Raw genomic sequence first — 13,269 nt, forward strand, 5'->3', positions numbered from 1 at the left:
GATGATCACGCTCCACCACTGCGTCAGCGCGCGCTCGTTCCGGCCGCTGTGGGCGCTCGAGGAAATCGGCCTGCCGTATGAGTTGAAGATGCTGCCGTTCCCGCCGCGGATGATGGCGCGCGCCTTCATGGACGTGAATCCGCTCGGCACGGTGCCCGCATTTTCCGACGATGCGCTGTTCATGACCGAATCCGCCGCGGTCTGCCAGTATCTCGCGGCGCGCTATTCGCCCGGCGGGCTCGATGTCGCGGTGCACGAGGCCGACTTCGGCCGCTATCTCAACTTTCTGCATTTCGGCGAGGCGACGCTCACGTTCCCGCAGACGCTCGTGCTGCGCTACACGCATTTCGAGCCGCCAGAGCGCCGGCAGCCGCAAGTGGCGGAAGACTACGCGCGATGGTTCCACGCGCGGTTGCGCGCGCTCGCGCCGCTTTTAGAACGCCAGGACTTTCTATGCGCGGGCCGCTTCACGGCGGCCGACGTTTCGGTCGGCTATGCACTGATGCTGGCGGAGCATCTGGACTTGAGCGCGCGCTTCGCCGAACCGGTCGCGCGTTACTGGGCCCGGCTGCGCGAACGCGACGGTTTTATCCGCGCGATGCGCGCCCAGGACGCCGCCGCCCGCGCGCAAGGCGTCTCGCCGGTGCCCGCGCCGGACACGCGCTGACCGAGCGCTTCCCTCCTTCACGTCCCTCCCTCCGTGGGGCTGTGCCATCCGCCGCGACGCTTTACTCTGCGCGTCAGGCGCTGACGTTCGACGCGCCTTTCCAGACGAAGCGTTCTTTGGCGAGGTGCCGGCGATGTACGTCTTTTCGTGGTTCTTATCGATGATCGTGGCGCTCGTCGCGACGGGCACGATCCTTTACGCGCTGCCGGGGTCGGCTGCCGAAGAGTTGGGCATCGCGACCGCGCCGCAAGCGATACTCGCCGCCGACGTGAGCCGCGCGGACTCGATGGTGTTGTCGTGCGTCGGCGACGGGAAGTGAGCGGGTGCGTTGTGAAGCGTCGGTGGTAAGTGCTTTCGGGTCAACGGCTTAGGCCATTCGTCAGTGCGATATCCACAGGCTTTTCCCCGATTTCTGTGGATAGTCTCGCCGCGACACCTAAAAAAAAACCCGCTCAAGAGAGCGGGCTTGAATCCACATCGGTTGAGACATGGAGGAGACAAGGGCTAGTATAAACCCTTAGTCCACCAAGTCAAGCGTTCGTTTCGAAAAAATTCGAACGCCCTCACTGCTTGCCGAGGCTGTGGTAATAGCTCGCCAGATTGGCGACGTCCGTATCTGACAGGCCTTTCGCCACCACGGACATCATCTCGTTCTGCCGCGCGCCCGAGCGAAAATCGTTGAGCGCCTTCACGAGGTATTCCTCCGTCTGGCCCGCCAGATTCGGCGCTTCCGGCAGCTTCGACATGCCGTCGAGCCCGTGGCACGCCTGACACTGCGCCGCCTTCGCGCGTCCCGCCTTGATATCGCCCGCCGCGAGCGACGCGTCCGATATTGGCGCAAGCATCGCCACCCATGCCGCGAGGGCCGCCGTCTGCTTCACGCGCCTCATTTGGCCCCCGAGTACGAGATGCGGTAAATGGCGCCGGCGTAGTCGTCCGAGACGAGCAGTGACCCGTCCTGCAGCATCTGCACGTCGACCGGACGGCCCATGTATTCGCCGCTCTGCGTGAGCCAGCCTTCGGCGAAGACTTCCGTTTCTCCGGCCGTGCCGTCGTCCTTGATCGGCGTGTACATGATGCGCGCGCCAATCGGCTTCGTGCGGTTCCATGAGCCGTGCTCCGCATCGAAGATACCGCCCTGATACTTCTGCGGGAACATCTTGCCGGTGTAGAACGACATGCCGAGGTCGGCGGCATGCGCGGCGAACTCCACTTGCGGGAACACGACGCCCGCCGGCGGGTTCTGATCCTTGTACTCGACGGTGCGCACCTTCCCGCCGCCGTACCACGGAAAGCCGAAGTTCTCTCCGGCCTTCGTCGCGTGATCGAGCTCACCGGGCGGGGTGTCGTCGCCCATGCCGTCCACCTGGTTGTCGGTGAACCACAAGGTCTTGTCCTTCGGATTGAAGTCGAGCCCCACGGAATTGCGCACGCCATGCGCATACACTTCGCGGTTCTTGCCGTCCTGATCCATGCGGATGATGCCCGCGAGTCCGTTGCGGTCGAGTTCCGCGAGCTTGTCCTTAGGCGGCACGTTCCACGGCTGCCCGAGCGCGATATACAGCTTCTTGTCCGGTCCGATGCGGCACGCGCGCGCGCCATGATTGAAGCTCTCGAACTGCGTTGGAATCAGCTTGCCTTGCGGCACCACGACTGCCGCCGCAACGTCCGGTCCGCCTTCGCCGAAGAACTGCGCGGCCGGAAAACCGAGCACGCGGTTCTGCTCGGCCACGTAGAGCACGCCGTCCGGCGAGAAGCACACGCCGTTGGGCACCTTGAACGTCACCGACGAAGCGAACTGCACAACGTCGCTCGCGACACGCTGCTTCGTCCTGTCCGTCACCTGCCACACGCGATTCTTGCGCGTGCCGACGAACACCACGCCCGTGGATGGTTCGATCGCCATGTGCCGCGCTTCCGGCACGACCGCATACAGATCGATCTTGAAGCCCGGCGGCAGCTTGATCTGCTTCAGGTTTTCGCGAAGCGCGTCCGCAGTCTGACCGGTTTGCGGAACGGTTTCGGCCGGCTGCGTATTGCCGGTCTGACGGAAGTTGGACAGCGTGCCGACGTTGTCCTGCGCTGCGTCGGCGGGCGGTATGCAGGCGAGCATCGCGCCGAGGGCCAATGGCAAGAGCTTGAGCGTTGCGTTCATCCGGTTGTCTCCTTTTTTTACGGCATCGGAAGATGGTGTTCAACCACAGGCTTTCTTAGCCGAGCTCTCCGCGTTGTTGCGCCGGCAGGTACGGCGCCGCTGGCCCGGTAAAGCAATGTTAGGACACGAAACGCCGTATGTAAGCGGCGCGTGAATAAAGTCGATGCCGCCGCTACTTCCTGCCGTCGAAGATGAAGACGTTCGAGCGGTCCGGGCTCGGCAGCGCGACCAGAAGACGCGCGCCGTCGACGATGGCGCTGCCGTCCACCGTCGCGTCGGGAAGAGGGCAGGGCGCGGGACCGAAGGTGGCCGACACCGCGTAGGCGTTGACGCCGGGGCGCGGGCGCAGCGTTCCTTTGAAGATGCATCCTGCGCTGGTGGTGCCGGCGGCGTAGCCATCGGCGGCGACAGTGATGCGCGTCGTCGTCGAGCCGCCGAGCGCCATGCCGCGTCCGCTGTAGAGGCCGCCCGCATTGGCCAGCGTGGGCGCGGTGTCGAGCAGCGGCGCCGCCGTCGCGGAGAACCTGCGGCTCTCTGCGCCGTTGTCGCGCGTGATCGACCCTTCGACGGCCGGCGCATGCGCGAAGTCCGCCGTGAACGACACCGGCGACGGCGGCGCTGCGCCGATGCGGTAATTTAATGCAGAGGCGCTTGCGAATCGTCCGTCGCTCGTCTGCGCGCCGTTCGTCGCAATGACGACGCCTCCGACGCCCGCGCCGCCGCTCGCATAGAAGAGGTAAGCGGTGCCGTCGAAGAGCACGAGCAAGGTGGCGTCCGCGTCGCCGAGCATGCCCTTGTAGACGCCACCGGATGGCAGCGTCGTCGTAACGGCCTGCGCCGGCGCGGCGGGTGGCGGGCTGGTCGAACAGGCGGCGAAGAACACGACGAAGGGTAGGGCAAGCGAGGCAGGGAACAGCGCGGCGCGTGTCGTGCTCGTCATCGAAGGCTCCGGTCGCGGTCGTCCGCTTCGCGTGCTCGAAGCGGGAACGTCCTGTATAGGCGCAGGACTGCGGCGCGTCAAGCGAACGAAGCCGGCTCGTTTCGCGCACGCATCGCACATACAGAGGAAGCTCATTGATCAATGCCACCGTCGTGATCTTCGGCGCATTCGACCGCCACAACTTCGGCGACATGTTGTTCGCGCATATCGAGCAGCGTCTTCTTGCGGAACGCCTGCCTGACGCCAAACCGGTTTTCGCAGGACTGGCCGCGCGGGACCTGCGCCGATACGGCGGCCATGCGGTCGCGGCGCTGGGCACGCTCGCCGGACGCCTGGGCGATAAGCCGGTCACGTTCGTGCATGCCGGCGGCGAGCTCTTGACCTGCGACGCGTGGGAAGCCGCCGTGATGCTCAACGAACCCGAAGACGCGCAGACGGTCATCGCGCGATACGGCGCGCGGGCCGAGGAGCGCTCAGCGTATGCGCGCGCTCTGTTGAATTCCGACGCGCTCGCGCCCTATGTCGTCGGCCGGGAGACATGGCCGCAGGCGTCGTCAGTTCGCTTCAACGCGGTGGGCGGCGTGTCGCTCGACACGCGCGAGGCTGCGCTGCGCAACGAGGTCCTGACCAAATTGCGCTGCGCCGACGACCTCAGCGTGCGCGACGCGCACACGCAAGCGATGCTGCGTGCCGCGGGCATCGAGGCGAGGCTCGTTCCGGACCCGGTGACGATGATCGCGGAACTCTTCGATTCACGCATCGCCTCGCGCGCCCGCCACGGCCCGGCGGCCGACGTGCGACGCGCATGTCCGCGCGGCCATCTCGCGGTGCAGTTCAGCGCCGACTTCGGCGACGACGCCACGCTCGACCGGCTGGCGCGCGAACTGGATGCGCTCGCCGCATCGACCGGCCACGGCATCGCGCTGTTTCGCGCAGGCGCGGCGCCGTGGCACGACGACATCGACGCATACGAGCGGCTTGCGGCCCGCATGCATCATCGCGCGTTCGTCTTCCGGTCGCTGGACATTTGGGACATCTGCGCTTTGATCGCGACGAGCGCGGGATATGCGGGCAGCAGCCTGCACGGACGGATCGTCGCGATGGCGTATGGGCTGCCTCGCATCAGCATGCTTCATCCGGACGAAGCGGCGCGGACCGGCAAGCAGGCCGCCTATGCGCAGACGTGGGACGACAAGAACGCGCCGGGTGCCGTGTCGATCGACGAACTCGAAGCGGCCATGCGCCATGCGATGAGCGCCGATCGCGAGGCGCTCAGGCAGCGTGGTCTGGAACTGGCGCGCTCGTATCGGGCTAGTGCCACGCAGCGCGATTGAATCGGGCCCGCGGACTAGAAGCGCGCCGTGCGGCGCAGGTCAGCGTTCGTCGGAGAGCATCGTGCCCCGGCAATTAGCCGCGAGGCAGCGACACGCGTAGAGGCGCTTGAGCGCCGCTGTGCGCCGTCCTTCGACGGTGAGCCGATAGTCGATGAACAGTTCCTGTCCTTTGCCGATCGGAAGAAGCGAACGGATGAAGACGCGCTCGCCATCCTGCTCCGCCTCGCAATTCGGCGCGCAACTGTGGTTGAGCCAGCGCGCGGAATTCCCGCCGCGAGCACCGTCGATCACGCGGCCGTCGTCGAGTCCGAAAAGAAACGTATGACCGTCCTCGGCGTTGGAGCGCTCGTACATGCGTTGCGCTTCCTTCCACGAAAGACGCTTGCCTTTGTATTCGAAGAGCAGCGCGCCCGCGGGCAGATCTGCGAGGGCGAAGACGCCCCGGCCATGAACGGGCGATGTTCGGACAGTGATTCGACGCATGGTGTGGCGAGTCGCAGTGTTGAAGTATGAAAGTCGGCTGTGAAGGAGCCGCATCGCCATGACGGCGTCCTCATGGACCGGCGTCACGGTCGCGCACGCAGCGATGGACGCGCCGTGCTCGCGAGCTATCGTAACTGCATTGCGGGGGGATGGGGTGGCGCGTGTGACGATTCGTTCCGTTTCCTCTGGTGCTCACCGCCGTTCGCGGCTTGACGCGGGAGTCTCGCGCACGAGCGAGCGCGATACCGCTGCCCTGCATTCCCGTGCGACCGGTCGTGTGAGCCCGCTTCGCAAGGAAGCGAAAACGATTCGTTTGCGCCGCGCGGTCACGCTCGACTAGGCTCGGGGAACAAAGCGCATTGCGCGAAAGGAGCCGCGATGAACTCACCGATCGATCTGACGACGCTCGCTCTCACGCCGAACGACGGCTATCTCAATCGCGTCGTCGCCACCGTCAACGATCACGAGGTCCACGTAAGCGTGATGACCTTTCCATACGAATGGCATCTGCATCCCGATTCGGACGAGACATTCATCGTCACGGAAGGCACGCTCGTGATCGACCTCGAAGCCGGCTCGATGCACGTCCACGCCGGGCAACTGCTGACGGTCCCGGCGGGCGTGCGTCACCGCACGCGTCCGATGGGCGCGCGCTCGGTTAACCTCACCGTGGAAAGAAAGCACGCGACGACCGTGTTCTGCGACGATCCGCGCGCATAGGCCGGGGCGCGTCATGGACAGCCGATCCGGCTTGCCGATTGCTCAATCTGAATGCAGCGGCATTTCCTTTCCTACGTTCTTTTCCGACGGCAGGCGCGCAGCGTGGTTCGCATCGGATCACGACGAACCGCGCTCGGGCTGACTCGTCCGAAACGAACGCACAGGTTCACGCGTGTTCAACCGGTGATTTTCGTGACGTATTCGAGTGGCAGACGCCCCAAGCTAGTCTATTTCCCAACCCGCATCGTCGCGCCGACGCCAGGCGCGAGCGAGAGCGATTTTCAGATTTACGCCTCGTATCGCGGTAGTGCGGCAAGCGGCTATTACGGCACCTTGAAGGTCGTGCGAAAAACGGACGGTCGATTGCTCTTTCCGTTCGAAGGCGCGGACACGCTTGGGCCCTACGCGTCGAAGTCGGATGCAATCGAAGCGGCGCAGCGCCGCGGCGAGGAGGTCGTACACGCCGATCTCGCCCGTCCCGAGCTTTGATCGAATATCGTGTGTCGGCGGAACCCGCAAAGCCACTGCTGCTGAAGCGGTGGCTAGGCGGGAGCGCGACTTGCTAACATGTCGCTCTTCGCGCTTATCAGTGCTTCTCCCGCCGGCGGCCAACATGACCACTCAACTCAGTGACGTATGCAAATCACGGCTTTTCCGCGTGACGCTGACAGCGCCTGCCGAGGGCATTGCGTTCGTCCTGGCCGACAGCCGCGAAGCCGCCTGGCGCATGGGAAAGACGGTCATCGCGGTGGTGCATGGCGTCGGCGTGCAGAATGTCGCCATCGCGGGCGTGCATTCGTTCGGCGAACTCGTGAGCATGGGCACGTGCGATGACCTGGACATGCGCGTCTTCGAAGTCGCGAGCCCGGACGGCAAGAACACGGATTATGCGGAAGCGCCTTACTTCCTGACCAACGATGCGTCGCTGCTCGGCAAGTGGGCCGAGCTCCGCGCGGATCTCGCGGCCAATGTGGCACGCGCGCTGATCCGGCGGGCGAGATAAGCGCCGCTCGGTTAGCTCACTCTTGGCTGACGCCCGCTGGCACAGCGTGCGTCGATAGGCGGGAAACTACGGCCGTCAAAAGGCTCAGGCGGCCACGCGGCGGTTCTGCTTCTCTTGAGCATCGGCGGCGGCGGAGCCGAGCGCCGAATCGAGCAAAGCCAGCTTGCGTTGCAGCGTGGCGACGCGTTGGCTTTGCGAGGGGACGAGTTCGTAGTCGCTGTCGAGTTGCGCCACGCGCATGTCCCAATACTTCGTGGGCAGACGTCCCGGTGCGGCGCTGCCTTCCACGAAACTCGCCAAGATTAGTTCCAGATGCTTTAGTTCTCGCTCTGCGAGTTGCGCTGGGCGACGCTGTCGGAAGGCGGGGGCGGCGGCTAGGGTTCGTGTCATAGGGAAGCGTCCAGCGTGAATTCGGAAAACAACTACATGAGCAAGGTGCGTACCTTCGCAGCTTTTTCGCACCGATAAATGTGTTTCCAAATGAAACGGACGTGCGCTCACGCCCGCCGGTATTAAGCGTTCACCCTTATTTGTCTGGAAGAATTTGGCCGATACATCCGACGCCAAATGCAGCCGTGCGTCGGCTAGCGCACGGACCAAAGCGAAAAGTTTTACACGCGGCGTGGTGATTTCTTCAACGGTTTGCCGTGGGTCTGACGCTTGCTCCTTTCGCCGCGTGCCATCCCTCCCTAGTGATTCCAGCGGATGCGAACCGCGCAGCGCGCCAATCGAACTCCATCGACATGAACGACACCACCCGCAGCATCGCCACCCGCGCGCGCAAACCGCTCGACCGTGAACTCGAAACCGCTCTTCGCAAGGTCTTCGGCTTTCCTCATCTGCGGCCGGGCCAGGACGAAGTGATCCGCAGTGTTCTCGACGGCCACGACACCCTCGCCGTCATGCCTACTGGCGCCGGCAAGTCCCTGTGCTATCAATTGCCGGCGTTGCAACTGGACGGCATGACGGTCGTCGTGTCGCCGCTCATCTCGCTCATGCGCGATCAGGCCGCAAAGCTGACCGAAGCCGGTGTAGCAGCGTTGGTCCTCAACAGCACGTTGTCCACGACAGAAGAGCGCGAAGCCATGCAAGCGGTCACGCAAGGCGAGGTCCGCATTCTGTTTGTCACGCCGGAGCGGCTCGTGAACGCGGAATTCACCGCGACGCTCACTTCGAAGCACATGCCGTCGGTGCCGCTCGTCGTCATCGACGAGGCGCATTGCATCTCGCAGTGGGGCCACGACTTCCGCCCGGCCTACGTCGAGCTGATTCACGCCGTGAAGACGCTCGGCCGCCCGCCCGTGCTCGCGCTGACCGCGACAGCGACGCCCGCCGTCATCGAGGACATCGTGCGCGAGTTGCAGATGCGGCACGCCAACGTGATCCATACGGGCGTGTATCGCGACAACCTGCATTTCTCGGTCGAGCAACTGACGAATCCCGAGGACAAGCGCTCGCGCGCCATCGAACTCGCGAGCACGCTGGAAGGCAGCGGCATCATCTATTGCGCGACGGTGGCCGAATGCGACGCGCTGCACGCCGCGCTCGGCGAGGCGGGCGTCGCGGCGCAGCGATATCACGGCAAGATGGCGGCGGGCGCGCGGTCCGAAGCGCAGGACGCGTTCATGGCCGCCGACGCGCGGGTCATGGTCGCGACCAATGCGTTCGGCATGGGCATCGACAAGCCCGACATTCGCTTCGTGCTGCATGCGCAGGTGCCGGGCAGCCTCGACGCGTACTATCAGGAAGCAGGCCGGGCCGGTCGCGACGGCGAGCCGGCCCAGTGCATTCTGCTTTTCGAACTGAAGGACAAGCAGGTTCAGCAGTTCTTTCTCGGCGGGCGCTATCCGAGCGCGGAGACGATCCGCCGCGTGGCCGAGACGGTGCGCGACCTCGCGCGCGAGAACGCGAGTCAGACGCTCGAAAAGCCGCTGGAACGACTGCGCGAAGCGTTGCCGCACATCGGCGTGAACAAGCTGCGCGTCGCGGCCACGTTGCTCAACGACATGGGCGTGACACGTCGCACGCGGCGCGGCGGCATGAAGCTGATCGACGACGGCGCGGCCATCGCGCAACTGGACGATGCCGCCCAGGGCTACGCCGCGCGGGCCGGACGCGATCGCGCGGTGCTCGAACGGATGATTACCTATGCGCAGAGCGCGCGGTGCCGGTGGCGCATGCTGCTCGACTACTTCGCCGACGACGTGGACGACGACGTTCCTCCGCAGCCCTCAGCCGGCAAGCAGGAAGTGAACTATCGCGCGCCCGACGACGAACTCGGCGGCGGCGCGTGCGGTTCCTGCGACAACTGCCTGCATCCGCCGGAAGTACAGGAAAGCCCGCGCGAAGTGCGCGAACAGGCGCTGTTGGAAGAGCACGAGAAAGAAGCGAAGCCGAAGCGAAGCGCACAGACGTTCAGCCAGGGCGACCGCGTGCGCGTGCGCCGCTATGGCGATGGCGTCGTGGAGATGGTGAGCGCAGATCGAGTGGCGGTGCGCTTCCCGGACGACGAGACGCGCACCTTCATCGCGCGCTATGTGAAGCGCGCGGCGTGACGGGAAAGAGCGGGCTTACGTGTTGGTCGGCTCGCCCGGATCCTCGACGCCCTTCTCGATGTTGTCCTTCTGATCGCCGTAGTCTTTACGGTTTGCGCCGTTGGTGATCTCGACGTCGCCCTTGAGCTTGCGGTCCTCGTCGCCGGTCACGGTGCCGATGGCCGTATCCACCCAGCCCTTCACCTGTTCCTTGATGCCTTCGGTCGTGTCCTTGTTCATGTGACTCTCCTGTCGGGATTAGCGGTTTCAACATACCGTTTGTCGCAACGGTTATGCCCGAGCTTACGGGCGCGCGTGTTGCTGAATCACCGTTCGATCAACCTTTCCGGGAGTCAGACGATGAAAGCAGTCGTGTTTCACGGCATAGGCAACATATCGCTCGACAACGTAGCGGACCCGACGATTCAGCACGATCACGACGCGGTGGTGCGGCTCACCGCGAGCGCCATCTGCGGCACGGACTTGCACATGGTGCGCGGCACGTTTTCCGGCATGGTGCCGGGCACGATTCTCGGTCATGAAGGCGTGGGCATCATCGAAGAGATCGGCAAGGGCGTGCGCAACCTGAAGCGCGGGGACCGAGTGCTGATTCCGTCGACCATTTCATGCGGATGCTGCGGGTACTGCCGGCAGGGCTACACCGCGCAATGCGACCTCGCGAATCCGAACGGTCCGTCCGCAGGCACGGCGTTCTACGGCGGACCGAAAGCCACCGGTCCGATCAACGGCCTGCAAGCCGAATTCGCGCGCACGCCGCTCGCGAACGCGAGCCTTATCAAGCTGCCGGAGAACGTCGATGACGAGCGCGCCATTCTCATCTCCGATATCTTCCCGACCGGCTTCTTCGGCGCGCAACTGGCGGAAGTGCGTCCGGGCGATACCGTCGCCGTGTTCGGCGCGGGGCCGGTGGGCCAGTTTGCGATTGCGAGCGCATGGATGCTCGGCGCGGGCCGCGTGATCGCTGTGGACCGCTTGCAGGATCGTCTCGACATGGCGCGCGCGCAGGGAGCGGAAACGGTGAACTTCGATCAGGAAGACCCGGTGCAGGCGATTCTCGAACTGACGAACGGCAGCGGCGTGGACCGTGCGATCGACGCGGTCGGCGTGGATGCGATGCATCCCGAAGGCGGGCCGGCGGCATCGGAAGACAAGACAAAGCAGGCAGAACGGGAAAGCCGGACCGTGACGCCCGAGCGCAATCAGGACGGCAACAACTGGACGCCCGGCAATGCGCCGACGCAGGCAATTGACTGGGCCGTTGCCGCGCTCGCAAAGGCGGGCACGCTCGGCGTGATCGGCGTGTATCCGCCGAACGACCGCTTCTTTCCGCTCGGCATCGCGATGAACAAGAATCTCACCATCAAGATGGGCAACTGCAACCATCGCTCGATCACGCCGCCCCTCATCGAGCGCGTGAGCAACGGTTCGTTCGATCCGCTTCGCGTGTTGACGACGCGCGAGCCGATGATGAACGTCATCGACGCCTATAAGGCATTCGATCTGCGCCAGCCGGGATGGATCAAGGTGAAACTCGATCCTGCTGCTTGACGAGCAATAGAAGAAGCGGGGCGGTTCCCTCTCGCGAAACCGTCCCGTGTCCTCAGACTGCAACTCGTGTCGAAGACTTCAGACCTTCGAAAGATTAGCGAGCGCGATCGCGTCGATCAACGCGCTTATCTGCAAAGCACCTCTCCAGATGGCGCATGAATAACGTGGTCCCTGTGCAACATTCAAATGACCGACTGTCGGGTTTCAATGACACTAAGCGATTGACCGTAAAGCATTAACAAGCGCTCAAGCAGTCTCTTTCCATTTTTAGCAATAGATTCTTACTCGGCAAAACGCGTCGAATAACGCGACGTATAAGAGCGCTTTGCTTAAAGTGTGTCGAGCCTCCCGGGGACAAGGCGCATCGCCTCGGGAAGCCTTCGCTCTAAATCAGGACACACAGCAACCATGAAAAGAAATCTCCTCATTGTGGGCGTGCTCGGCGCCTTTGCGGCTTCGGCACAGGCACAAAGCAGCGTCACGCTATACGGCATGCTGGACGCCGGCATCGTGTACGCCAATAACGCCGGGGGCCACAGCAATTGGCAACAAGGCAGCGGATCCGTCTCCGATACGTATTTCGGCTTGCGCGGCAGCGAAGACCTGGGCGGCGGGTTGCACGCGCTCTTCAAGTTGGAGAGCGGCTTCAACCTGAATAACGGCGGCTTCAATCAGGACGGCATGTTCAATCGACAGGCGTATGTCGGTTTGCAAAGCGATCAGTTCGGTACTGTCACGCTTGGCCGTCAATATGATTCGATGGTCGATTTTCTCGGGCCGCTTTCCGAAGCAGGCGCGGGCTATGGCAATAACCTGAGCGCGCATCCGTTCGATAACGACAATCTCGACAACTCGTTTTCGATCAAGAATTCGGTCAAGTATCGCAGCGCGAATTACGCGGGCTTCAAGTTCGGCGGTCTGTACGGCTTCAGCAACGACGCCGGCCAGTTCTCGAATAACCGCGCATGGAGCGCCGGCGCGTCGTACACGGCTGGCCCGCTGAACTTCGCGGCGGCTTACCTGCAAACGAACAACTCGCGCAACTTCAACACGGGCGGCGCGGTCACGGCGGGACAGAGCAACAAGGGCAACCTGACGGCGGACCTGCAACGCACGTTCGGCGCAGGCGTGAACTACGCCTACGGTCCGGCGACGGTGGGCTTCGTGTGGACCAACACGCACTATGACGGCCTGATCGCGGCGTCGCAGGGCGGCACGTCGTTCACGCTCCCGACCGGCACGAACCTGCATCTGAACAACTTCGAGTTGAACGGCCGCTATGCGCTGACGCCGGCGCTGAACCTCGACGCCGCCTACACGTACACGGACGGCAAGCTCACCGGCTCGAACGGCACGGGCGATCCGAAGTGGCATACCGTCTCGTTGCAAGCCGACTACTCGCTGTCGCGCCGCACGGACGTTTATGTCGAAGGCGTGTATCAGCATGCGTCCGGCCAGCTCGGCAACGCAGGCGCGAACGTCGCGATCATCAACACGCTGTCGCCGTCGACCTCGCAGAATCAGGTCGCCGCTGCGGTGGGTCTGCGTCACCGGTTCTAAGCACTCGGTTTCACGAAGGCTTCACCAGCGCTTCACAAACACAAACGGCCGCGATCGTCACGATCGCGGCCGTTTGTTGTTGCGGCGCCGTCGCGCGATGTGCGCGTCAGACTGCCTTGCCCGAGCCCAGGTCCGCGCCCGTCACCGGGTCGGCGGAGGGGTCGGACGCAGTGCGCGTCGCCATCGTGGTGAGCGCGTCTTTCTCCATTTCGCTCACGGTCACGCTCGCGGTGCCGTCGCCGCCATCGACTGCGGGCTGCGGATCTTCGACGAACTTCCAGTCGCCGCCTTCGTTCCACGGGCC

At 64.1% G+C, this 13,269-nt stretch carries 15 protein-coding genes and 1 pseudogene; 9 read left to right on the plus strand and 7 right to left on the minus strand.

All coding sequences use genetic code 11. From position 1 onward, the window contains the following. The first annotated feature begins 1 nt into the window (after nucleotide 1). Both NCR37_RS20955 and NCR37_RS20960 read left to right on the plus strand, forming a co-directional pair. Entirely contained in the window at nucleotides 2-667 is a 666-nt protein-coding gene (locus NCR37_RS20955) for a glutathione S-transferase family protein (protein ID WP_250474746.1), read from the plus strand. 133 nt (nucleotides 668-800) lie between these two features. Then, the gene (locus NCR37_RS20960; RefSeq protein ID WP_250474747.1) at nucleotides 801-986 is read left to right on the plus strand and encodes a hypothetical protein; all 186 of its coding nucleotides are present in this window, start codon (nucleotides 801-803) and stop codon (nucleotides 984-986) included. A 244-nt stretch (nucleotides 987-1,230) separates the two neighbouring features. Here the strand turns inward: NCR37_RS20960 and NCR37_RS20965 are convergent, their stop codons facing one another. The 3 genes from NCR37_RS20965 to NCR37_RS20975 all read right to left on the minus strand — a co-directional run bounded on the left by NCR37_RS20965 (nucleotide 1,231) and on the right by NCR37_RS20975 (nucleotide 3,762). Then, nucleotides 1,231-1,557 (minus strand): c-type cytochrome, encoded by a 327-nt coding sequence (locus NCR37_RS20965; RefSeq protein ID WP_250474748.1) that lies wholly within the window; start codon nucleotides 1,555-1,557, stop codon nucleotides 1,231-1,233. Continuing rightward, nucleotides 1,554-2,822 (minus strand): PQQ-dependent sugar dehydrogenase, encoded by a 1,269-nt coding sequence (locus NCR37_RS20970; RefSeq protein ID WP_250474749.1) that lies wholly within the window; start codon nucleotides 2,820-2,822, stop codon nucleotides 1,554-1,556. Before NCR37_RS20970 ends, NCR37_RS20965 begins: the two co-directional genes overlap by 4 nt. 172 nt (nucleotides 2,823-2,994) lie before the next feature. After that, nucleotides 2,995-3,762, minus strand: a complete 768-nt coding sequence (locus tag NCR37_RS20975; RefSeq protein WP_250474750.1) for a hypothetical protein — start codon at nucleotides 3,760-3,762, stop codon at nucleotides 2,995-2,997. Nucleotides 3,763-3,896: 134 nt separating this feature from the next. Here NCR37_RS20975 and NCR37_RS20980 point away from each other — a divergent pair, with 134 nt between their 5' ends. Further along, nucleotides 3,897-5,096 (plus strand): polysaccharide pyruvyl transferase family protein, encoded by a 1,200-nt coding sequence (locus NCR37_RS20980; RefSeq protein WP_250474751.1) that lies wholly within the window; start codon nucleotides 3,897-3,899, stop codon nucleotides 5,094-5,096. Between the two features lie 39 nt (nucleotides 5,097-5,135). Here the strand turns inward: NCR37_RS20980 and NCR37_RS20985 are convergent, their stop codons facing one another. Then, nucleotides 5,136-5,579, minus strand: coding sequence for an SET domain-containing protein (locus tag NCR37_RS20985; RefSeq protein WP_250474752.1), 444 nt, complete (start codon nucleotides 5,577-5,579; stop codon nucleotides 5,136-5,138). A gap of 378 nt (nucleotides 5,580-5,957) precedes the next feature. Here NCR37_RS20985 and NCR37_RS20990 point away from each other — a divergent pair, with 378 nt between their 5' ends. The 3 genes from NCR37_RS20990 (at nucleotide 5,958) to NCR37_RS21000 (ending at nucleotide 7,302) form a co-directional block, all read left to right on the plus strand. After that, nucleotides 5,958-6,299, plus strand: coding sequence for a cupin domain-containing protein (locus tag NCR37_RS20990; protein WP_250474753.1), 342 nt, complete (start codon nucleotides 5,958-5,960; stop codon nucleotides 6,297-6,299). Between the two features lie 192 nt (nucleotides 6,300-6,491). After that, nucleotides 6,492-6,788 carry a DUF6723 family protein gene (locus NCR37_RS20995; RefSeq protein WP_502800569.1) on the plus strand — a complete coding sequence of 99 codons (297 nt, stop codon included), beginning with the start codon at nucleotides 6,492-6,494 and terminating at the stop codon, nucleotides 6,786-6,788. A 124-nt stretch (nucleotides 6,789-6,912) separates the two neighbouring features. Then, nucleotides 6,913-7,302 (plus strand): hypothetical protein, encoded by a 390-nt coding sequence (locus NCR37_RS21000; protein WP_250474754.1) that lies wholly within the window; start codon nucleotides 6,913-6,915, stop codon nucleotides 7,300-7,302. Nucleotides 7,303-7,386: 84 nt separating this feature from the next. On the opposite strand, the gene NCR37_RS21005 is transcribed toward NCR37_RS21000, so the two are convergent. After that, nucleotides 7,387-7,602 carry a hypothetical protein gene (locus tag NCR37_RS21005; RefSeq protein WP_250474755.1) on the minus strand — a complete coding sequence of 72 codons (216 nt, stop codon included), beginning with the start codon at nucleotides 7,600-7,602 and terminating at the stop codon, nucleotides 7,387-7,389. A 443-nt stretch (nucleotides 7,603-8,045) separates the two neighbouring features. Here NCR37_RS21005 and NCR37_RS21010 point away from each other — a divergent pair, with 443 nt between their 5' ends. Beyond that, nucleotides 8,046-9,857 (plus strand): RecQ family ATP-dependent DNA helicase, encoded by a 1,812-nt coding sequence (locus tag NCR37_RS21010; RefSeq protein ID WP_250474756.1) that lies wholly within the window; start codon nucleotides 8,046-8,048, stop codon nucleotides 9,855-9,857. 15 nt (nucleotides 9,858-9,872) lie between these two features. Here the strand turns inward: NCR37_RS21010 and NCR37_RS21015 are convergent, their stop codons facing one another. Further along, nucleotides 9,873-10,076 carry a CsbD family protein gene (locus NCR37_RS21015; protein WP_244850679.1) on the minus strand — a complete coding sequence of 68 codons (204 nt, stop codon included), beginning with the start codon at nucleotides 10,074-10,076 and terminating at the stop codon, nucleotides 9,873-9,875. 120 nt (nucleotides 10,077-10,196) lie between these two features. Between NCR37_RS21015 and NCR37_RS21020 the strand changes: the two genes are divergently transcribed. Together NCR37_RS21020 and NCR37_RS21025 are read left to right on the plus strand one after the other, a co-directional pair. Beyond that, complete coding sequence (locus NCR37_RS21020; protein WP_250474757.1) at nucleotides 10,197-11,405, plus strand: zinc-dependent alcohol dehydrogenase; 1,209 nt, start codon at nucleotides 10,197-10,199, stop codon at nucleotides 11,403-11,405. Nucleotides 11,406-11,813: 408 nt separating this feature from the next. Continuing rightward, nucleotides 11,814-12,965 carry a porin gene (locus NCR37_RS21025; RefSeq protein WP_250474758.1) on the plus strand — a complete coding sequence of 384 codons (1,152 nt, stop codon included), beginning with the start codon at nucleotides 11,814-11,816 and terminating at the stop codon, nucleotides 12,963-12,965. Nucleotides 12,966-13,071: 106 nt separating this feature from the next. Here the strand turns inward: NCR37_RS21025 and NCR37_RS21030 are convergent. After that, nucleotides 13,072-13,269: pseudogene (locus NCR37_RS21030) on the minus strand (manganese catalase family protein); the annotation flags it as partial.

The organism is Caballeronia sp. GAFFF1, assembly GCF_023630705.1.
GTDB lineage: Bacteria > Pseudomonadota > Gammaproteobacteria > Burkholderiales > Burkholderiaceae > Caballeronia.

Bases quoted from the DNA above. Each gene is read 5' to 3' on its own strand.
- NCR37_RS20985 (WP_250474752.1), bottom strand. From the start codon at position 5,579: ATGCGTCGAATCACTGTCCGAACATCGCCCGTTCATGGCCGGGGCGTC.
- NCR37_RS20970 (WP_250474749.1), bottom strand. From the start codon at position 2,822: ATGAACGCAACGCTCAAGCTCTTGCCATTGGCCCTCGGCGCGATGCTC.
- NCR37_RS20975 (WP_250474750.1), bottom strand. From the start codon at position 3,762: ATGACGAGCACGACACGCGCCGCGCTGTTCCCTGCCTCGCTTGCCCTA.
- NCR37_RS21015 (WP_244850679.1), bottom strand. From the start codon at position 10,076: ATGAACAAGGACACGACCGAAGGCATCAAGGAACAGGTGAAGGGCTGG.
- NCR37_RS21025 (WP_250474758.1), top strand. From the start codon at position 11,814: ATGAAAAGAAATCTCCTCATTGTGGGCGTGCTCGGCGCCTTTGCGGCT.
- NCR37_RS21020 (WP_250474757.1), top strand. From the start codon at position 10,197: ATGAAAGCAGTCGTGTTTCACGGCATAGGCAACATATCGCTCGACAAC.
- NCR37_RS20990 (WP_250474753.1), top strand. From the start codon at position 5,958: ATGAACTCACCGATCGATCTGACGACGCTCGCTCTCACGCCGAACGAC.
- NCR37_RS21000 (WP_250474754.1), top strand. From the start codon at position 6,913: ATGACCACTCAACTCAGTGACGTATGCAAATCACGGCTTTTCCGCGTG.
- NCR37_RS21010 (WP_250474756.1), top strand. From the start codon at position 8,046: ATGAACGACACCACCCGCAGCATCGCCACCCGCGCGCGCAAACCGCTC.
- NCR37_RS20955 (WP_250474746.1), top strand. From the start codon at position 2: ATGATCACGCTCCACCACTGCGTCAGCGCGCGCTCGTTCCGGCCGCTG.
- NCR37_RS20960 (WP_250474747.1), top strand. From the start codon at position 801: ATGTACGTCTTTTCGTGGTTCTTATCGATGATCGTGGCGCTCGTCGCG.
- NCR37_RS20965 (WP_250474748.1), bottom strand. From the start codon at position 1,557: ATGAGGCGCGTGAAGCAGACGGCGGCCCTCGCGGCATGGGTGGCGATG.